Annotated in this window: 18 protein-coding genes and 1 pseudogene; 10 read left to right on the forward strand and 9 right to left on the reverse strand. The window is 60.1% G+C overall.

From position 1 onward, the window contains the following. Positions 1 to 44 precede the first annotated feature (44 nt). The 6 genes from PSH65_RS12510 to PSH65_RS12535 all read left to right on the forward strand — a co-directional run bounded on the left by PSH65_RS12510 (position 45) and on the right by PSH65_RS12535 (position 7664). Positions 45 to 1097, forward strand: a complete 1053-nt coding sequence (locus PSH65_RS12510; protein WP_305426472.1) for a Gfo/Idh/MocA family oxidoreductase — start codon at positions 45 to 47, stop codon at positions 1095 to 1097. A 367-nt stretch (positions 1098 to 1464) separates the two neighbouring features. Next, positions 1465 to 2391 carry a sugar ABC transporter substrate-binding protein gene (locus PSH65_RS12515; RefSeq protein ID WP_305426473.1) on the forward strand — a complete coding sequence of 309 codons (927 nt, stop codon included), beginning with the start codon at positions 1465 to 1467 and terminating at the stop codon, positions 2389 to 2391. A 69-nt stretch (positions 2392 to 2460) separates the two neighbouring features. Continuing rightward, a complete protein-coding gene (locus PSH65_RS12520) occupies positions 2461 to 4026 on the forward strand; it encodes a sugar ABC transporter ATP-binding protein (RefSeq protein WP_123494373.1) in 1566 nt (521 codons plus the stop codon). Positions 4027 to 4083: 57 nt separating this feature from the next. After that, positions 4084 to 5106 (forward strand): ABC transporter permease, encoded by a 1023-nt coding sequence (locus PSH65_RS12525; RefSeq protein ID WP_095055795.1) that lies wholly within the window; start codon positions 4084 to 4086, stop codon positions 5104 to 5106. A gap of 327 nt (positions 5107 to 5433) precedes the next feature. Then, positions 5434 to 5838, forward strand: coding sequence for a TraR/DksA family transcriptional regulator (locus tag PSH65_RS12530; protein ID WP_007907888.1), 405 nt, complete (start codon positions 5434 to 5436; stop codon positions 5836 to 5838). 602 nt (positions 5839 to 6440) lie between these two features. Beyond that, positions 6441 to 7664, forward strand: coding sequence for a methyl-accepting chemotaxis protein (locus PSH65_RS12535; RefSeq protein ID WP_370694697.1), 1224 nt, complete (start codon positions 6441 to 6443; stop codon positions 7662 to 7664). Positions 7665 to 7785: 121 nt separating this feature from the next. Here PSH65_RS12535 and PSH65_RS12540 read toward each other — a convergent pair whose 3' ends face one another. The 3 genes from PSH65_RS12540 to PSH65_RS12550 form a co-directional block, all read right to left on the reverse strand. After that, positions 7786 to 8025, reverse strand: a complete 240-nt coding sequence (locus PSH65_RS12540; protein WP_237881734.1) for a DUF2789 domain-containing protein — start codon at positions 8023 to 8025, stop codon at positions 7786 to 7788. 150 nt (positions 8026 to 8175) lie between these two features. Next, the gene (locus PSH65_RS12545) at positions 8176 to 8406 is read right to left on the reverse strand and encodes a hypothetical protein (protein ID WP_305426475.1); all 231 of its coding nucleotides are present in this window, start codon (positions 8404 to 8406) and stop codon (positions 8176 to 8178) included. 147 nt (positions 8407 to 8553) lie between these two features. Then, positions 8554 to 8802 carry a hypothetical protein gene (locus PSH65_RS12550; protein ID WP_305426981.1) on the reverse strand — a complete coding sequence of 83 codons (249 nt, stop codon included), beginning with the start codon at positions 8800 to 8802 and terminating at the stop codon, positions 8554 to 8556. A 410-nt stretch (positions 8803 to 9212) separates the two neighbouring features. Here PSH65_RS12550 and PSH65_RS12555 point away from each other — a divergent pair, with 410 nt between their 5' ends. From PSH65_RS12555 to PSH65_RS12570, 4 genes are all read left to right on the forward strand, one after another. Then, a complete protein-coding gene (locus tag PSH65_RS12555) occupies positions 9213 to 9683 on the forward strand; it encodes a hypothetical protein (RefSeq protein ID WP_007907879.1) in 471 nt (156 codons plus the stop codon). After that, positions 9683 to 9886, forward strand: coding sequence for a hypothetical protein (locus tag PSH65_RS12560; protein WP_305426476.1), 204 nt, complete (start codon positions 9683 to 9685; stop codon positions 9884 to 9886). The genes PSH65_RS12555 and PSH65_RS12560 overlap by 1 nt, the downstream gene beginning before the upstream one ends. Before the next feature lie 119 nt (positions 9887 to 10005). Then, the gene (locus PSH65_RS12565; RefSeq protein ID WP_305426477.1) at positions 10006 to 11022 is read left to right on the forward strand and encodes an ABC transporter substrate-binding protein; all 1017 of its coding nucleotides are present in this window, start codon (positions 10006 to 10008) and stop codon (positions 11020 to 11022) included. Between the two features lie 152 nt (positions 11023 to 11174). Further along, positions 11175 to 11612, forward strand: a complete 438-nt coding sequence (locus PSH65_RS12570; RefSeq protein ID WP_305426478.1) for a DUF3995 domain-containing protein — start codon at positions 11175 to 11177, stop codon at positions 11610 to 11612. 125 nt (positions 11613 to 11737) lie between these two features. Here the strand turns inward: PSH65_RS12570 and PSH65_RS12575 are convergent, their stop codons facing one another. From PSH65_RS12575 to PSH65_RS12600, 6 genes and pseudogenes are all read right to left on the reverse strand, one after another. Further along, positions 11738 to 12100, reverse strand: coding sequence for a Na+/H+ antiporter subunit G (locus PSH65_RS12575; protein ID WP_052966880.1), 363 nt, complete (start codon positions 12098 to 12100; stop codon positions 11738 to 11740). After that, complete coding sequence (locus PSH65_RS12580; RefSeq protein ID WP_052966881.1) at positions 12097 to 12375, reverse strand: K+/H+ antiporter subunit F; 279 nt, start codon at positions 12373 to 12375, stop codon at positions 12097 to 12099. Before PSH65_RS12580 ends, PSH65_RS12575 begins: the two co-directional genes overlap by 4 nt. Then, positions 12372 to 12860, reverse strand: coding sequence for a Na+/H+ antiporter subunit E (locus PSH65_RS12585; RefSeq protein ID WP_258615581.1), 489 nt, complete (start codon positions 12858 to 12860; stop codon positions 12372 to 12374). Before PSH65_RS12585 ends, PSH65_RS12580 begins: the two co-directional genes overlap by 4 nt. Beyond that, positions 12857 to 14542 carry a monovalent cation/H+ antiporter subunit D gene (locus PSH65_RS12590; protein WP_305426479.1) on the reverse strand — a complete coding sequence of 562 codons (1686 nt, stop codon included), beginning with the start codon at positions 14540 to 14542 and terminating at the stop codon, positions 12857 to 12859. Before PSH65_RS12590 ends, PSH65_RS12585 begins: the two co-directional genes overlap by 4 nt. Then, on the reverse strand, positions 14539 to 14883 hold the full coding sequence (locus tag PSH65_RS12595) for a Na+/H+ antiporter subunit C (RefSeq protein WP_008029186.1): 345 nt from the start codon (positions 14881 to 14883) through the stop codon (positions 14539 to 14541). The genes PSH65_RS12590 and PSH65_RS12595 overlap by 4 nt, the downstream gene beginning before the upstream one ends. Next, positions 14883 to 17815: pseudogene (locus tag PSH65_RS12600) on the reverse strand (monovalent cation/H+ antiporter subunit A). The gene PSH65_RS12595 and the pseudogene PSH65_RS12600 overlap by 1 nt, the downstream one beginning before the upstream one ends. Between the last annotated feature and the right edge of the window lie 150 nt (positions 17816 to 17965).

Genomic DNA, 17965 nt, shown 5'->3' on the forward strand with positions numbered 1-17965 from the left:
TCCCACGCAGAGCGTGGGAACGATCATATAAGGAGAATACTTTCATGCGTATCGGACTTGTCGGTTACGGCCATGGCGGCCGGTTTTTTCATGCTCCGCTGATCAGCAGTCTGCCGGCGGCGACCTTCGTGGGCGTGGTCACCCGTTCTGCCGAGCGCCGACACCTGCTGGCGGCGGAACATCCCGGCGTGCCGGCCTTCGACAGCATCGGCCAACTGGTCGAAGCCGGGGTCGATGTGCTGGTGATCTCCACGCCGCTCAAAGGTCGTCCGGCGCTGGTGCTCGACGCCATCGAACACAATGTGGCGGTGGTCAGCGACAAGCCGTTCGCCGCCGATATGCAACAGGCACAAACCCTGATCACCATGGCCGAGCGTCAGGGCGTGCATCTGAGCGTCTACCAGAACCGGCGCTGGGATTCGGATTTTCTCACCGTGCGCAAACTCATTGAGTCCGGTGCGCTGGGCCAGGTCACCCGTTTCGAATCGCGGATTGAGCGCTATTCGCCACAGTCGGTGAACAACGGCAGCGGCGGCGGCTTCCTGCGCGATCTGGGCAGCCATCTGGTGGATCAGGCGCTCCTGTTGTTCGGCCCCGTCACCCGGGTTTACGCCGAACTGGATTACCTCGAAAAAGGCCAGCCCTTCGACAATGGCTTCTTTATGTCCCTGACCCATGCCAATGGCGTGATCTCGCACCTGGGCGGCAGTTGCCTGCAAAACACCCCCGGCCCGCGCTTTCGCGTGACCGGCACCCAGGGCTGCTACAGCGTCGACGGTCTGGACGGGCAGGAGGCGTCGACCCTGGCCGGGCTTACGCCCAAATCCGAAGGCGAGCGCTGGGGCGTCGAAGAGCACCGGCGCTGGGGCTGGTTCGAGCAGGGCGAGGTGCGTGAGCGGGTGCCATCCGAGCGTGGCTGCTGGAACCAGTTCTATTTGCAGCTACAAACCGCGTTACAGAGCGGTGGCCCACTGCCGGTCGACGCCCGTGATGCACTGGCGACCACCCGCGTGCTAGACGCTGCGCGGCTCAGCTCTGAGCGCCATCAAGTGGTGGCATTGATCCCGTTCGAGGGCCATGGAATAAAATCAGAATAAAATTCTAAAATGAGTTGATATAGAAATTATTTTCCAATAAAGTCGTTTCCAGGTTGCCGACTATCAACGTCCGATCACGCTCAAGCAGGCTTTGAACGAGTGAAGGACGCACCAAAAACAAGAAACAAAAGCCAGGTACCGTCGATGAAAACCTTCAACTCTGCTCTGCATGTTTTACGTTCCGCGCTGCACCTCTCTCGCGACCTGCCTCGCGTCTCGTTTCATTCCTTCTTTCGCTTGCTTTGCGTCGAACGCAACGGCGCCCTGGTTTGCTGTATTCCGGGGGCACCGATTGTCCGCTTGCCCACTCACTGAAATCGTCACGCCTTATCCATAAAACCAACAAGAATGTGGAGAAAGACTTTTCATGAAGACCAAGATCCGTTTCGCCTCACTGGCCTTGTCCCTGATGTTCGCCAGCGGCGCCGCACTCGCTGACATGAAGATTGGCGTCAGCATGTCGCAGTTCGATGACACCTGGCTGACCTACCTGCGCGAATCCATGGACACCAAAGCCAAGTCCTATCCCGATGGCGTCAAGCTGCAGTTCGAAGACGCCCGCAGCGACGTGGTCAGGCAGTTGAGCCAGGTAGAAAGCTTCATCAGTCAGAAGGTTGACGCCATTGTGGTCAACCCGGTGGATACCGCCGCCACTAAAAAAATCACTGAAGCAGCAGTCAAGGCGGGTATTCCGCTGGTGTACGTCAATCGTCGTCCCGATGACCTGAACCTGCCCAAAGGCGTGGTCACTGTCGCCTCCAACGATCTGGAGGCCGGCCAGATGCAGATGCAGTACCTGGCCGAAAAAATGGGCGGCAAGGGCGACATCGTGATTCTGTTGGGTGATTTGGCCAACAACTCCACCACCAACCGCACCAAGGGCGTAAAAGAGGTGCTGACCAAGTACCCGAACATCAAGATCGAGCAAGAGCAGTCCGGCATCTGGTCGCGGGACAAGGGCATGACCCTGGTCAACGACTGGCTGACCCAGGGCCGCAAATTCGACGCGGTGGTCTCTAACAACGACGAGATGGCGATTGGCGCGGCCATGGCCCTGCAACAGGCTGGTGTCGCCAAAGGCAGTGTGCTGATCGCCGGTGTCGACGGTACGCCCGACGGTTTGAACGCGGTGAAGAAGGGCTCTCTGCTGGTCTCGGTGTTCCAGGATGCCAAGGGTCAGGCGGACGGTTCGATCGACACGGCGGTGAAAATGGCCAGGAACGAACCGGTCGAGCCAGCCGTGTGGGTGCCGTATCGCCTGATCACGCTGCAAAACGTCGACACCTTCAAATAGTCCGTCCGTTCGATAACAACAATAAGCACGCAAGGTTGCCACGCGACCTTGCTGATGGAGTACCTGATCATGTTCGCTTCAGCGACTGCTTCGAGCACCCCGTTAATGGGTGTCCAGCCAACTGCAACACCTGTCGATGAGCCGTACCTGCTGGAGATCATCAACGTCAGCAAGGGGTTTCCCGGTGTGGTGGCCTTGTCCGACGTACAGCTGCGGGTGCGTCCCGGTTCCGTACTGGCGCTGATGGGCGAGAACGGCGCCGGCAAATCCACCCTGATGAAAATCATTGCCGGCATCTACCAGCCGGACGCCGGCGAGTTGCGCCTGCGGGGCAAACCGGTGGTCTTCGAAACACCGCTGGCTGCGCTCCAGGCCGGGATCGCAATGATCCACCAGGAACTCAACCTGATGCCGCACATGAGCATCGCCGAGAACATCTGGATCGGCCGCGAACAGCTCAACGGCCTGCACATGATCGACCATCGCGAAATGCACCGTTGCACCGCCAAGCTGCTGGAGCGTCTGCGGATCAACCTTGACCCGGAAGAGCAGGTGGGCAACCTGAGCATCGCCGAACGGCAGATGGTCGAGATCGCCAAGGCTGTGTCCTATGACTCCGACGTCCTGATCATGGACGAGCCGACCTCGGCCATCACCGATAAGGAAGTCGCGCATCTGTTCTCGATCATTGCCGACCTCAAGAGCCAGGGCAAAGGCATTATCTACATCACCCACAAAATGAACGAAGTGTTCAGCATCGCCGATGAAGTGGCGGTGTTCCGTGACGGTGCCTACATCGGCCTGCAACGGGCCGACAGCATGGACGGCGACAGCCTGATTTCAATGATGGTCGGCCGCGAGCTGAGCCAGTTGTTCCCGGTGCGCGAGAAGCCGATCGGCGATCTGTTGCTGTCGGTGCGCGATCTTAAGCTGGACGGCATTTTCAAGGATGTTTCCTTCGACCTGCATGCGGGAGAGATCCTCGGTATCGCCGGGTTGATGGGCTCGGGGCGGACCAATGTCGCCGAAGCGATTTTCGGCATCACCCCAAGTGACGGTGGCGAAATCCGCCTCGACGGGGAAGTGGTGCGCATCAGCGATCCGCACATGGCGATCGAGAAGGGCTTCGCGCTGTTGACGGAAGATCGCAAGCTCAGCGGCCTGTTCCCGTGCCTGTCGGTGCTGGAGAACATGGAAATGGCAGTCTTGCCCCATTACGTCGGCAACGGCTTCATCCAGCAGAAAGCCCTGCGGGCGTTGTGTGAAGACATGTGCAAGAAGCTGCGGGTGAAGACGCCATCGCTGGAGCAGTGCATCGATACCTTGTCCGGCGGTAATCAACAGAAGGCGTTGCTGGCGCGCTGGCTGATGACCAACCCGCGAATCCTGATTCTCGACGAACCGACCCGGGGCATCGATGTTGGCGCCAAGGCCGAGATCTATCGGCTTATCTCCTACCTCGCCAGCGAAGGCATGGCGGTGATCATGATTTCCTCGGAGCTGCCGGAAGTGTTGGGCATGAGCGACCGGGTCATGGTCATGCACGAGGGCGACCTGATGGGCACCCTTGACCGCAGCGAAGCGACCCAGGAACGGGTGATGCAACTGGCCTCGGGCATGTCCGCGGTTCACTAATGGATGCCGGCGGTGGCCATGGCTGCCGTCGATGACGCAATAGAAGGGTGAGTGGTTATGAACGCGATACTGGAAAACAAGCCTGCAGTGGCACCGGTCAAGAGTCGCCGGCGCCTTCCGACCGAGTTGAGTATCTTCCTGGTGCTGATCGGCATTGGCCTGGTCTTCGAAATGTTCGGCTGGATCGTGCGGGACCAGAGCTTCCTGATGAACTCTCAGCGTCTGGTGCTGATGATCCTGCAAGTGTCGATCATCGGCCTGCTGGCAATCGGAGTGACCCAGGTCATCATCACCACCGGTATCGACCTGTCCTCCGGTTCGGTGCTGGCGCTGTCGGCGATGATTGCCGCCAGCCTGGCCCAGACCTCGGATTTTGCCCGGGCGGTGTTTCCGTCCCTGACTGACTTGCCGGTGTGGATTCCAGTGATCGTCGGGCTTGGGGTGGGATTGCTGGCGGGGGCGATCAACGGCAGCATCATTGCGATCACCGGGATTCCGCCGTTCATTGCCACCCTCGGCATGATGGTCTCGGCCCGCGGCCTGGCGCGTTACTACACCGAAGGTCAGCCGGTGAGCATGCTCTCGGATTCCTACACGGCCATCGGACACGGCGCGATGCCGGTGATCATTTTTCTGGTGGTGGCGGTGATCTTTCACATCGCCCTGCGCTATACCAAGTACGGCAAGTACACCTACGCCATCGGCGGCAACATGCAGGCGGCGCGCACCTCCGGGATCAACGTCAAGCGGCATCTGGTGATCGTCTACAGCATCGCCGGGTTGCTTGCAGGCTTGGCCGGGGTGGTGGCGTCGGCGCGGGCCGCGACCGGGCAGGCCGGGATGGGTATGTCTTATGAGCTGGACGCAATTGCCGCGGCGGTCATCGGCGGCACCAGCCTGGCCGGTGGCGTCGGGCGGATTACCGGCACCGTGATCGGCGCGTTGATCCTCGGGGTCATGGCCAGCGGCTTTACCTTTGTCGGTGTTGATGCTTATATTCAAGACATCATCAAGGGGCTGATTATTGTGGTGGCGGTGGTCATCGACCAGTACCGGAACAAGCGCAAACTCAAGCGCTGAAGCCGGACGAAATGCGAAAATGCGCCACGCCTGACCCGCGTGGCGCAGCCATTTGTCTTCTATATACAGCCGCTGGACTGAATTTCTTGTTATAAACGCACTCCGATAAGCACCTCAAAGCCTGCCGTAGCGCACTTTCAGGACTTTGTCGGACAGATTTGCTGTCTTTTCAGTTGCTGAGGCCTCAAGTCGGCCTTAGACTGCCGCCCCTCGTAAATTGAGTGCCGGGTGGCGCTTGGAATAAACGGCGCCTTTCCAATGACCGCTTCAGGTTCAACGGATCGCTCCCTAATTCGCCTTAATGCACGTTTTTTTATAGAGATATCAATGACAAAGGACAAGTTGCTGGCCATGCCGGCGGATGACTACATGAATGCCGAGCAACATGCTTTTTTCTCCGAGCTGTTGCAGAACATGAAAGTCGAAACCCATGAGCGCATCGAACAGAATCGCATCGCCATCGAGAGCCTGGACACCCCGGCCGATCCGGCTGACGCGGCTTCCGTCGAAGAAGAGCGCACCTGGCTGGTAAACGCGATCGATCGCGACCAGCGCATGCTGCCTCAGTTGGAACAGGCCCTGGAACGCATCAAGGAAGACAGCTTCGGCTGGTGCGACGACAGCGGCGAGGCCATCGGCCTGAAACGCCTGCTGATCAGCCCGACCACCAAGTACTGCATCGAAGCTCAAGAGCGTCACGAACAGATCGACAAGCACCAGCGTCAGGCCTGATTCAGTAGCGCCCCCCATCGCGGGCAAGCCTCGCTCCCACAGGTTCAACACGGACCTTGTGGGAGCGGGCTTGCCCGCGATGCTTTTCGACGTCTGCGAAAACACCCCCCGCACTTTCTATTGATCTGCTTCAACACCCACGACTAATGGACCATAGATAATGGCTTTGTAGTGGCGTTTAATCCGATCACAACAATTAGAAGACGCGTGGGGTGACAACGATGACGAGGGACGGATCTCTGGTTGAAGCAATGCCTGCACCAGTACTTTTGCCGAAAAACCTTTGGCTGACGCCGACCCTGCAAAGCATCGCCCTGATGCTGTTGCTGTGCGGCATGGCCTTGGCTGGCTGGTCGCTTTACCTTGGCCTGCCATTGGCTGTGCTGATTATCTGGCTGCCGCGCCTGCGCTCGCGCACTCTCCCTGAGGCGACCGCTACGGACAGCACCAGCGCCATCGCCGGGTTGACTCGCGATCTCTCCTACACCACCAGTCATAACGCCTTGTCGGCCGCCGGCGTGGCCTATTCGGTCAAGCAACTGGCGGACAAACTGCAATCGCAGCTCAACGCCGCGGCGCAGATTGTCAGCAGCGCCGAAGTGATGATCACCACCGAACACGCTACATCGAAACTCAGTCGAGAAGCCTTGAACGCCGCCAGTGAAGCTCATCAAAGCAGCGCGGCAGGGCGCACGGAACTGGTCGAGTCCATTGCCCGCATGCATCAACTCAGTCAGCGCGCCAGCAGCAGCCGCGAGTTGATCGAAGCCCTGAGCCTGCGCAGCGACGATATCCAGCGGGTCACGCTGGTGATCCAGTCCATCGCCAGCCAGACCAACTTGTTGGCGCTGAACGCGGCCATTGAAGCGGCGCGGGCCGGCGAGCACGGTCGCGGCTTTGCGGTGGTGGCCGATGAGGTGCGGGGGCTGGCCGCGCGCACGGCGACCGCGACCGGTGAAGTCGGGGAGATGGTCGCCGACATTCAGCAACGCACGGCGCAAGTGGTGGAGCAGATTCGTCAACTGGCGAGCGATCTGAATACCGGTGTTGCACAAGTCGAGCACACCGGGCAGCACCTGGAAAACATCGCGCGTCTGGCCGCCGGGGTCGAAAGACAGGTCGGGGAAATCGCTCAGGGCGCGGACACCAACCGCGAACAGCTCGACAGTCTGTTCCACGCCATCGAACAGATGCGCAGCGATCTGGCGATCAGCGACCAGCAGACCCAGCGGCTCGCCCAGGCAGCGGTGCAGATGGAAGGGCAGGCCGAAACCATCAGCGAACGTTTGGCCGAAGTCGGACTGGATGACTATCACCAGCGAATTTACGACCTGGCCCGCGAAGGGGCGAGTCAGATTGCGGCACGCTTCGAAGCGGATGTCGATCAGGGCCGGATCAGCCTCGATGACCTGTTTGATCGCAATTACCAGGCGATCCCCAACACCAGCCCGGCCAAATACCAGACCCGCTTCGACCGCTACACCGATCAGGTATTGCCAGCGATTCAGGAGCCGTTGCTGCCGCGCCATGAAGGCCTGGTGTTCGCCATCGCCTGCACGCAGCAGGGTTATGTGCCGACCCACAACACCGTGTTCAGCCAGCCGCTGACCGGTGATGTGCAGGTCGATACCCTGCAAAACCGCACCAAGCGCAAATTCGCCGACCGCACCGGGATCCGCTGTGGCAGCCATCAACAGGCCGTGCTGTTGCAGACTTACACCCGCGACACCGGTGAACTGATGCACGACCTGTCGGTGCCGATCATGCTCAAGGGCCGGCATTGGGGTGGTTTGCGCTTGGGCTACAAACCGGAAAAACCTCGCTGAGCTTAGGTGAACAGCATGACCTGGAGCGAGGCGTGCCCGCGAAGGCGGTGTATCAGTCGGCATCAGTGTTGAATGACACACCGTCTTCGTGGGCAAGCCTCGCTCCACAGAGTGAATCTGGCTAGTGGATCTGGTGCATACGCAGGTTCAGGTCGTCGACCACATGCGCCCAATCGGCGTCTTCACGCAGTTGTTCCTTGAGGAAACCGGCTTGTTGCGGGGTCCAGAACTCGGCGTCGATGAGTTTCTTGTCATCGGGCAAGGGTGAATGACGGGCAATGAAATCGTCGATAGCCTTTTCGCTGGAGTCCAGACCGAGCTGGTCGAACAGGCCTTTCAAATCATGTGTGGGTGAGTCCATCTTCATCTCCTTGCAGATAATTCGTCGCGTCGAGTGCGAGATCCGAGGTGCGGCTTCGTTGCATCTGAGAGGCATCTGAGAGAGCCGCGCTTCAGGAGTTCGATAGCGATATTCAAAAGCAGGGATCAGCATAGACTGCAAATCCGGTGATCAGGCTTTCAATGCCCCATCATCGACGGCAAGCTTCAGGGCTTTCGCGGCTTCCTGGGCGGCGATGGCCGCGACATCCGCGGTCTTGAACCAGCGATCCTTTTCGACCTGGTGATACGTCACAGTGGTCAACGGCGGTTTGGCGCGCATGATAATGACTGCCTGGAATTCGCCTTCGACCTCTCTGGCTTCGCCCCGGATAAAAAATTCACCGATATCAAATTCCGTCACGTAGCAGTCTTCCCTTGGAAATAGTTGTTGTGTTGAACGCCGTCCGCCCAGAGGACGGGTTTCATTGGCCGGGCAGTATGGCAGTAGTTGCCTGCCGGCGGCTGAGTTAAGTCGCCGACATGACGAAACGTCCATGGAAGTGGATGGTCAGCTGCGTGCCTCGAGTGAACGGGCAAGGGCGCAGGCCTCGTTATGATCGCCGCGGAAACCTCTTACACGTCCGGTGGATATTTCCCTGATGTGGAAAAAGGCGTTGCCGGCCAATACCACCTGAAAACGTGGGAGCAGACGCTCTTCAGGCAGGAAATCCTGCTGGCGGAGCACCCTCGAATGCAGAGGCGACGAGCCGTTTGTGTGTCGAGTATGAGGCTGGGCGAAGTGAGTCAGTGTGCACATATGAAGTCCTTTTCGTGGTTTTACCGACGTGTGTACGTTGTTATGGGTAGTCTCGGTGAGCATGGCTGCTCTAGAATCGCCATCAATGGTTGGCGATTGATGCCCATCTAAAGCAATTTTTTACTGGCGATATGTCGGAAAAGTGCTTTTTTTAAAGAGATTTTTCCCTAAAGTTGGTAATCCGGTTTTGTCTGGCCGTCAGAAGGGCGTTTTCCTTCAACATCTGACGACCGCCAGGCAAGACGACGTGAGGGATGTTCCAGTAATCTTCTCAAACCTCGCGAGGAATGGGCCCTCTGCTCATTCCAGGATTCAACCCGGGTCATTTGGCTACACCTCGGCATTGCCGCTTTTTTCTGCTGTGCGCGTTTCCGGTGCATGGCGTCATTTTCAGATGTGGGGATGTTTCCTTGGCAGTAAGTAATCTCGATATGCATGCTTTGTTCGTACTGGGTGATTTGCGCGCAAAGCTGGTTAAACAGTTTCAGTCACGTTTCGTCTACATCACCGAGCAGAACGCTGAAGGCATTTACATTGCCGAGCTCGACACTGAATCAGCGCTGGTGGTGGATGACAAACCAGGGCTTAAACTCAAGGTCGGCGATCATTTCAGCGCCTCCGTATTGCCTAGCCGCGAAGGCGGCAAGCTGGACATCAAGTTCCGAGAAATCAAGCTGACGGTGTACGGGCTGGGGGATTACGCGTTCGTGACCACCGCAGACGGCCACGGCATTGTCTTCAAGGAAGGTCATAGCGTGGTGATGGTGTTCGCGGCCCATCAACAATTGCAGGAAGGCCTGACCAAAACCCTGAAAGCCGTGACCGCCAAGGCCGCCAAGTGGCGCAAGGGCGAACTGGTGACCTTCAAGGCCAGCGAGTAATGACCCTGACCCGCGCCGATTTCCACGAACAGAACCAGGCCAGTGCCCACGCCGAGGCGCAGCGTCTGTTGGCTCAAAAGGCCGTTCTACAGGGAACCTGGCTGAGTTGGGTGGCGTCACAGATCTACCTGTTGCGTCCGGCGGCGTACGCCAGCATGGTCAGAAGGGAGCTTGCGCGCTTGCAGGACTCTTGCGAAAAATAATCCTCGTCCCTCGAAAGCAGAAACCTCTACTACAGTCAGTTGACTGAGTCTTGAGAGGCTTGCGGTCTTCTTTGTCAGGCCATCCTGCTATTGCTGTGAACAGCACGAGGTGCAAAAGCATGAAGGGAATTCGACGGTTATTGGCCGCTACCCTGGCCACGGTCGGGTTATTGGTTTCACCCGTTCCGGTAGTCGCCGCCCAGGCGCCGATCCACTTCGCCGACCTGAACTGGGAAAGCGGCAGCCTGATCACCGAGATTCTGCGGATCATCGTCGAGCAGGGCTACGGCTTGCCGACCGACACCTTGCCGGGGACGACCATTACCCTGGAAACCGCCTTGGCCAACAATGACATTCAGGTCATTGGCGAAGAATGGGCCGGTCGCAGCCCGGTCTGGGTCAAGGCTGAGGCCGAGGGCAAAGTCGCGGCCCTGGGCGATACGGTCAGGGGTGCCACCGAGGGCTGGTGGGTGCCGGAGTATGTGATCAAGGGCGACCCGGCCAAGGGCATCAAGCCGATGGCGCCGGGCCTGCGCAGTATCAGTGATCTGCCACGCTACAAAGACATGTTCAAAGACCCGGAAACCCCGGGCAAGGGGCGTTTTCTCAACAGCCCGATCGGCTGGACGTCAGAAGTGGTCAACAAGCAGAAGCTCAAGGCGTATGGGTTGGACGACAGTTACGTGAACTTTCGCAGTGGGTCGGGGGCGGCACTGGACGCAGAGATCAGTTCGTCGATTCGTCGCGGCAAGCCGGTCCTGTTCTATTACTGGTCGCCAACGCCGTTGCTCGGCCGATTCAAGCTGATTCAGCTGCAAGAACCACCGTTCGACGCCGAAGCCTGGAAAACCCTGACCGACGCCGACCACCCCAATCCGAAACCGACTCGCTCGTTGCCCTCGAAGCTGTCCATCGGCGTGTCCACGCCATTCCAGAAACAGTACCCGCAGATTGCCGAGTTCTTCACCAAGGTCGATTTGCCGATCGAAGCGTTGAACAAGGCCCTGGCTGACATGAGCGAAAAACACACCCCGCCACGTCAAGCGGCGGAGGCGTTCATGAAGGCGCACCCGGATATGTGGCAGGCCTGGGTGCCGAAGGATGTGGCGGACAAAGTGTCTGCCGCACTGAAATAGACCCGATTTATGTACACCCGAAATTCTCGGGTAAACATAAATCCCGCTTTTAACCGTATTTGCAGCCGAACTACTGTTCGATAGCGAATGCCCTTACAAAAAACCGCAAGGAAGTTCATCCTGCTGCGACATTTCACACTGGATGTCTGAATATGAGCCTATTGGTCGCGCAATGGATTGCTGCAATCTTTCTATTCATCAGCCTGGTCCACCTGTATTGGGCGGCGGGTGGCAAGTGGGGCAGCGAGGCGGCGGTGCCGCGCGTGCCCGTGGAGGGCGGTGAGGCATCAAGGCCCGCGTTCAAACCGTCGGGCTTTGTCACGTTGTTGGTGGCGGTGGGTTTACTGTTGATCGCGATGCTGGTGTGCCTGCGGGTCGGGCTGTATCTGCCCACGGTGCATCACTGGTCGCTGCAATGGGTGATCAGCGCGATCGCGATGCTGATGTTTGCCCGGGCGATCGGCGATTCGAATTTGGTGGGGTTCTTCAAGCAGGAGAAGGGCTCGAGGTTTGCCCGGCTGGATACGTGGGCGTATTCGCCGTTGTGTGTGGTGTTGGGGGCTGGGTTGTTGGCAGTGGCCTGGATCTGAGCCGACCTGACTATTGCCATCGCGAGCAGGCTCACTCCCACATTGGATCTTCAGTGTTCACAAAACCCCTGTGGGAGCGAGCCTGCTCGCGATGAGGTCAGCCCAATCAACAAAAACTTCTGAACTTAACTCCCGGGTTCCGTCCGCCGACTACTCACCTCAGCCGGCACATCATCCCCCGCCATGCGCTTGCGAAACAGCGCCGCCCGGGCCAGCAGCAGCGTAGTCACCGGCACGGTGATCGACAACAGAACCGGAATGAGCCAGGCATGCAGCACCGGTGCCGACTTGAGCGCCGAAAAATAAATGATCGAAGCCAGTGCCACGCACCACGCGCCCAAGGTCGAGGCCAGCGCCGGCGGGTGCATGCGCTGGAAATAATCCTTCATCCGCAGCAACCCGACCGCACCGATCAGCGTAAACAGGCTGCTGAGCACCAGCAGAATCGCCACTGCAATTTCCACCCACAGAGACAGTTCAGGTCTCATTCGATCACCTCGCCACGCAACAGGAATTTGGCCAGGGCAAACGAGCCGACGAAGCCGAACAGGGCGATCAGCAGCGCCGCCTCGAAGTAGGTGTCACTGGCATAGCGAATCCCCAGCGCGAGCATCATCAGCATGGCGATGATGTACAGGTAATCCAGCGCCAGAACCCGGTCCTGAGCCGACGGGCCCTTGAACAGGCGGATCAGGGTCAGAATCATCGCCACCGAAAAGATGAACAGGCTCAGCAGAATCGCGTTCGACAGCAATGCGCTCATTCGAAGATCTCCATCAAGGGGCGCTCGTAGGTCGTCTTGAAGTGCTGGATGAATTGGCTTTCGTCATCCAGATCGAAAACGTGCAGCAACAGAATGCTGCGATCCAGCGCCAGTTCCGACCAGACCGTACCGGGGACCACCGTGCAGATCATCGACAGCGCCGCCAGGCCGTTGGCATCGCGCAAATCCAGCGGCACCTTGATGAACCGCGAGCGAGGCGCACGACGACCCGCGTTGAGCACGCCCCAGGCCACGGCGAGGTTGGACACGAGCACGTCGCGCCCGACCAGCAAGAACAAACGCAGGATCACCCCGGGACGACGAATGCGGATCGGCAGCGGCCGCAGCTTGCGCATCATCAACGGTGCGCAGAACCCCAGCATGGCGCCCAGCAGTAGATTGCCGGGGCTCATCGACAGGTTCAAAACCAGCCACAGCAGCCACAGCGCCAATGACAACCAAGGTGCAGGAAACAGACGCTTCATGGTTGCACCTCCAGCAGCGCTGTCTTGGCTTGCGGGCCTGGAATTACACGGGTTTCGAGCACCGCCATCACGTATTGCTGCGGGTTGTTCAATGCATCGGCCGCCGCTTGGGTGTAGCGCAGCAGCGGTTCAGCCTTGAACGTCAGCGCAATGCCCAGCCCCAGCAGAATGACGATCGGCACGCATTCCAGGCGCCGCAGCAAGGGCGATGGCCGCTCTTGCGGGGTCCAGAAACGCTGGATGCCCAAACGCGAGAAAGCGATCAGCGAGGCCAGTCCGGACAGGATCAACAGGGCGAGCAGCGCCCACGCGCCATTCGATATCGGTTCGTCGCTGCCATTACCCAGCCCCTGCGGATTGAGCAGGGCGCTGAGCAGACTGAGTTTGCCGATAAACCCGGAAAGCGGCGGCATGCCGATGATCAGCAAGGCGCAGGCGATGAAGCTCAAACCGAGGAAAGCCATGGTCCAGGGAATCACCTGGCCGACCACGGCTTTCTGTTCGTCATCGAGGTTGAAGCCTTTGGGCGGCTGCAAGGATTCCAGCGGCCGTGGAAGCAGCTCGCCGTCATCGTCCAGCGGCATTTCATTGGCCGAACGCGAGCGCTCGATCAACTCGGCCAGCAGGAACAGCGCGCTCAACGCCAGGGTCGAGCTGACGAGATAGAACAGCGCCGCGCCGATCAGGTTCGGCTGGGCGAAACCGATGGCCGACAATAGAATGCCTGCCGACACCAGAATGCTCAGGCTGGCCATGCGTTCCAGGCGTTGCGCGGCCAGAATCGCCACGGCGGCGCAGACGATGGTCGCCATGCCGCCGTAGATCAGCCAGTCGCCACCGAAGTACGCGGATGCCCCGGCCTGCCCGGAGAACAGCAGCGTCCACAGGCGTAGCAAGGTGTAGACGCCGACCTTGGTCATGATCGCGAACATCGCCGCCACGGGCGCGCTGGCCGCGGAATAGGCCGGCACCAGCCAGAAGTTCAGCGGCCACATCCCGGCCTTGGCCAGGAACGCCACCGCCAGAATCGCCGCGCCGGCATGCAGCAAGCCGCGATCGGCTTGCGGCACCAACGGGATTTTCAGCGCCAGGTCGGCCATGTTCAGTGTGCCGGTAACGCCGTAGATCAGCGCCGCGCCAATCAGAAACAGTGACGAGGCCAGCAGGTTGATCGAGATGTAATGCAGCCCCGACGACACCCGAGCCCGGCCTGATCCGTGCAGCATCAACCCGTAAGAGGCGGCCAGCAGCACCTCGAAGAACACGAACAGGTTGAACAGGTCTGCCGTCAGGAAGGCGCCGTACAGGCCCATCAACTGAATCTGGAACAGCGCATGGAAACTCGAACCGGCGCCGTCCCAGCGCGCCATGGCGAACAGCAGGGCGCTGACGCCGATGATCCCGGTCAGCACCAGCATCAGCGCCGACAGACGATCGACCACCAGCACAATACCGAACGGCACCTGCCAGTTGCCGGGCAGGTACACACCGATGGAACCGGGCACGCCGGTGGTTTGCGTCCATTGCAGAAGCATCACGGCAATGCCCAGCCCCAGCAGGCTGGAGAACAGATTGATTTTGGCCTTTAACGGGCGGTGTTTCTCGCCCAGCATCAGCATCACCGCGGCGGTCAGCAGCGGCAGCAGAATCGGTGCAGCGATCAGGTGCGCTATCGGATTCATTCTTTAGGCTCCCGGCCATCCACATGGTCGGTGCCGGTCAGCCCCCGGGAGGCGAGCAGCACCACCAGAAACAACGCGGTCATGGCGAAGCTGATGACGATCGCGGTCAGCACCAACGCTTGCGGCAGCGGGTCGGTGTAGTGCAGCAAATCCTGAGGCACGCCGTCCTTGATGTTCGGCTCCTTGCCGATGAACAGGCTGCCCATGCTGAAGATGAACAGGTTGACGCCGTAGGACAGCAGGCACAGGCCCATGACCACCTGGAACGTCCGTGGCCGCAGCACCAGCCACACGCCGGACGCGGCCAGCACACCGATGGCGATTGCGATGACTTCTTCCATCAGATGGCTCCTTGCGTGGCAGCCGCTTTGGCCACGGGCTTGGGTTGCGCGCTGGTTTTATGGCCGCGTACCGATTGGTGGGCGAGGGCGGTCAGGATCAACAGCGTCGAGCCGACCACCACGGCGTACACGCCAATGTCGAAGAACAGCGCGCTGGCGATGTGAATGTCGCCCAGCAACGGCAGTGTGAAATGCCAGGTGTGGGTGGTGAGGAAGGGATACCCGGCCGCCATCGCCCCGAGCCCGGTGACCGTGGCAAACAGCAGCCCGGTGCCCATCCAGCGCAGCGGTCGCAGGCTCATTTGCGCCTCGACCCACTGGGTGCCGGCGACCATGTATTGCAGGATGAACGCCACCGACATCACCAGACCGGCGACGAAACCGCCTCCCGGTTGATTGTGCCCGCGCATGAACAGGTAGACCGACACCACAAACGCAATCGGCAGCAGCAGACGCACCAGCACCGCCGGCACCATCATGAAACCGAGCGCGGTGTCGCTGGCGTGACGCGGGTTGACCAGGTCGGTGACCACGTCGGGCGCCAGCAAGCGCTGTTGGGCCGGCAGTTGCAGGCTTTCTTTCGGTGGACGGAAGCGTCGCAGCAGGGCGAACACGGCCAGGGCCACCGCCACCAGCACGGTGATTTCGCCGAGGGTGTCGAAGCCACGGAAGTCCACCAGCATCACGTTGACCACGTTGCTGCCGCCGCCTTCGGGCAGGGCGCGACTGAGGTAGAACGAGGAAATGTCGTTGGGCGTCTGGCGGGTCAGCATCGCGTAGGACAGCAGCGCCATGCCGCCACCGACCGTGATCGACAGCAGCAAGTCGCGGATGCGGCGGATGCGTGCCTTGCGCAGACTGCTCGGCAACGGCGACACCTCTTCGATCCGTCGTGGCAACCAGCGCAGACCGAGGAGGATCAGCACCGTGGTCACCACTTCCACTGCCAGTTGCGTCAGGGCCAGGTCCGGCGCCGAGAACCAGACGAAGGTCACGCAGGTCATCAGGCCGCAGACGCTGACCATGGTCAGGGCCGCGAGCCGGTGATACTTGGCTTGCCACGCCGCGCCAAGGGCACAGGCAATCGCTAGCAACCAGAGGATCACGAACACAATCGAGCCCTGGATTTTCGGCCGGTCGCCCCAGCTCAAGCTGCTGTGCAGCATCGGGATCAATCCGGCGAGTACCGCGGCGAGTACCACCAGAAACAGTTGGGTTTGCAGGCGCCGAGTGCTGATCCGCCGCTCCAGACGACGGGCCAGGCGCATCATGAGCACCAGGCTGCGCTCGAACAGGCGCTTGCCGTTGAAGTGGCTGATCACCGGCGGGTGCGTGAAGCGCCCGCGCTTGAGCTGATTGCGCAGCAGTAGATAAAGGATGATGCCGCAGGACATGGCGATCAGGCTCATGATCATCGGCGCGTTCCAGCCATGCCAGATCGCCAGGCTGTACTCGGGCAGCGTGCCGCCTACCACCGGCAATGCCGCCGCCGCGAGCAACGGGCCGACCACTTGAGCGGGGAAGATCCCCACCACCAGACAGGTGAACACCAGCAATTCCACCGGCGCGCGCATCCAGCGTGGCGGCTCGTGCGGGGTGTGCGGCAGGTCGGTGGCGGTCGGGCCGAAGAACACGTCGACGGTGAAGCGCAGGGAGTAAGCCACGCTGAACGTCCCGGCGATGGTCGCGACGATCGGCAGGGTCATCTCGATCCAGGCCGTGGCGTTGATGAACACGGTTTCGGCGAAGAACATCTCTTTCGACAGGAAACCGTTGAGCAGCGGCACGCCGGCCATGGAGGCACTGGCGACCATGGCCAGGGTGGCGGTGAACGGGATCAGTTTGATCAGGCCGCTGAGTTTGCGAATGTCCCGGGTGCCGCTTTCGTGGTCGATGATCCCGGCGGCCATGAACAGCGAGGCCTTGAAGGTGGCGTGGTTGAGAGTATGGAACACCGCGGCGACGGCGGCCAGCGGACTGTTCAGGCCCAGCAGCAAAGTGATCAGGCCCAGGTGGCTGATGGTCGAGTAGGCCAGCAGGCCCTTGAGGTCGTTCTGGAACATTGCGCAGTAAGCGCCGAGTAACAGGGTGCAGGCGCCGGCCCCGCTGACGATGTAGAACCATTCTTCACTGCCGGACAGCGACGGCCACAGGCGTGCGAGCAGGAACACCCCGGCCTTGACCATGGTCGCCGAGTGCAGATACGCCGAAACCGGTGTCGGCGCCGCCATGGCGTGAGGCAGCCAGAAGTGGAAGGGGAACTGCGCACTTTTGCTCAGCGCGCCGATGAGGATCAGGGGAAGCAGAATAGGGTAGAGGGCATGTGCGCGAATCAGATCGCCGGCGGCCAGGACCTTGTCCAGGTCATAGCTGCCGACCACATGGCCGAGCAGCATGACCCCCGCCAGCAAACACAAGCCGCCGGCACCGGTGACCATCAACGCCATGTAGGCGCCGCGTCGGGCATCGGCGCGGTGGTGCCAGTAGCCGATCAACAGGAATGAGAAGAGGCCTGGTCAGCTCCCAGAAAAACACGATCTGGATCAGGTTGCCGGAGATCACCAACCCCAGCATGGCGCCCATGAACGCCAGGAAAAACGCGAAGAAACGCGGCACCGGATCGTCCGGTGACATGTAGTAGCGGGCATACAACGAAACGAGGGTGCCGATGCCCAGCACCAGCATCGAGAACAGCCAGGCGAAACCGTCCATGCGCAGAACGAAGTTCAGGCCCAGGCTCGGTAGCCAGAAGAAATTCTTCGCGGATCACGCCGCCATGGGCGATTTGCGGGTACAAGAGGGCGACTTGGACGGTGCCGATCAAGGCAACCAGGCCAGCCAACAGCGATTCGGTGTTACGCGCATTGTGCGGCAGCAAGGCTGCCAGACAGCTGCCGATGAAAGGCAGAAGCAGTAGAACTATCAGAGACATAGGCTTCTAATCTGCGGAAGTTTGTGAAGCATCATACGTGCCAGCTCCTGGATCACCAAACGCCAAGCTGTCGCAGAATCCTACAAGGTAGGCGGAAAATTCCTGTTTATCATTGTTTAAGGGAGCGCGATTTCGCCTGTCCCGGCCCCA

Source organism: Pseudomonas sp. FP603, from assembly GCF_030687415.1.
Taxonomy (GTDB): domain Bacteria; phylum Pseudomonadota; class Gammaproteobacteria; order Pseudomonadales; family Pseudomonadaceae; genus Aquipseudomonas; species Aquipseudomonas wuhanensis.

What these genes read in the sequence shown, in the direction of transcription:
- PSH65_RS12510 (WP_305426472.1), top strand. Translation starts at nt 45, where the DNA reads ATGCGTATCGGACTTGTCGGTTACGGCCATGGCGGCCGGTTTTTTCAT.
- PSH65_RS12515 (WP_305426473.1), top strand. Translation starts at nt 1,465, where the DNA reads ATGAAGACCAAGATCCGTTTCGCCTCACTGGCCTTGTCCCTGATGTTC.
- PSH65_RS12520 (WP_123494373.1), top strand. Translation starts at nt 2,461, where the DNA reads ATGTTCGCTTCAGCGACTGCTTCGAGCACCCCGTTAATGGGTGTCCAG.
- PSH65_RS12525 (WP_095055795.1), top strand. Translation starts at nt 4,084, where the DNA reads ATGAACGCGATACTGGAAAACAAGCCTGCAGTGGCACCGGTCAAGAGT.
- PSH65_RS12530 (WP_007907888.1), top strand. Translation starts at nt 5,434, where the DNA reads ATGACAAAGGACAAGTTGCTGGCCATGCCGGCGGATGACTACATGAAT.
- PSH65_RS12535 (WP_370694697.1), top strand. Translation starts at nt 6,441, where the DNA reads ATGATCACCACCGAACACGCTACATCGAAACTCAGTCGAGAAGCCTTG.
- PSH65_RS12540 (WP_237881734.1), bottom strand. Translation starts at nt 8,025, where the DNA reads ATGGACTCACCCACACATGATTTGAAAGGCCTGTTCGACCAGCTCGGT.
- PSH65_RS12550 (WP_305426981.1), bottom strand. Translation starts at nt 8,802, where the DNA reads ATGTGCACACTGACTCACTTCGCCCAGCCTCATACTCGACACACAAAC.
- PSH65_RS12560 (WP_305426476.1), top strand. Translation starts at nt 9,683, where the DNA reads ATGACCCTGACCCGCGCCGATTTCCACGAACAGAACCAGGCCAGTGCC.
- PSH65_RS12565 (WP_305426477.1), top strand. Translation starts at nt 10,006, where the DNA reads ATGAAGGGAATTCGACGGTTATTGGCCGCTACCCTGGCCACGGTCGGG.
- PSH65_RS12570 (WP_305426478.1), top strand. Translation starts at nt 11,175, where the DNA reads ATGAGCCTATTGGTCGCGCAATGGATTGCTGCAATCTTTCTATTCATC.
- PSH65_RS12575 (WP_052966880.1), bottom strand. Translation starts at nt 12,100, where the DNA reads ATGAGACCTGAACTGTCTCTGTGGGTGGAAATTGCAGTGGCGATTCTG.
- PSH65_RS12580 (WP_052966881.1), bottom strand. Translation starts at nt 12,375, where the DNA reads ATGAGCGCATTGCTGTCGAACGCGATTCTGCTGAGCCTGTTCATCTTT.
- PSH65_RS12585 (WP_258615581.1), bottom strand. Translation starts at nt 12,860, where the DNA reads ATGAAGCGTCTGTTTCCTGCACCTTGGTTGTCATTGGCGCTGTGGCTG.
- PSH65_RS12590 (WP_305426479.1), bottom strand. Translation starts at nt 14,542, where the DNA reads ATGAATCCGATAGCGCACCTGATCGCTGCACCGATTCTGCTGCCGCTG.
- PSH65_RS12595 (WP_008029186.1), bottom strand. Translation starts at nt 14,883, where the DNA reads ATGGAAGAAGTCATCGCAATCGCCATCGGTGTGCTGGCCGCGTCCGGC.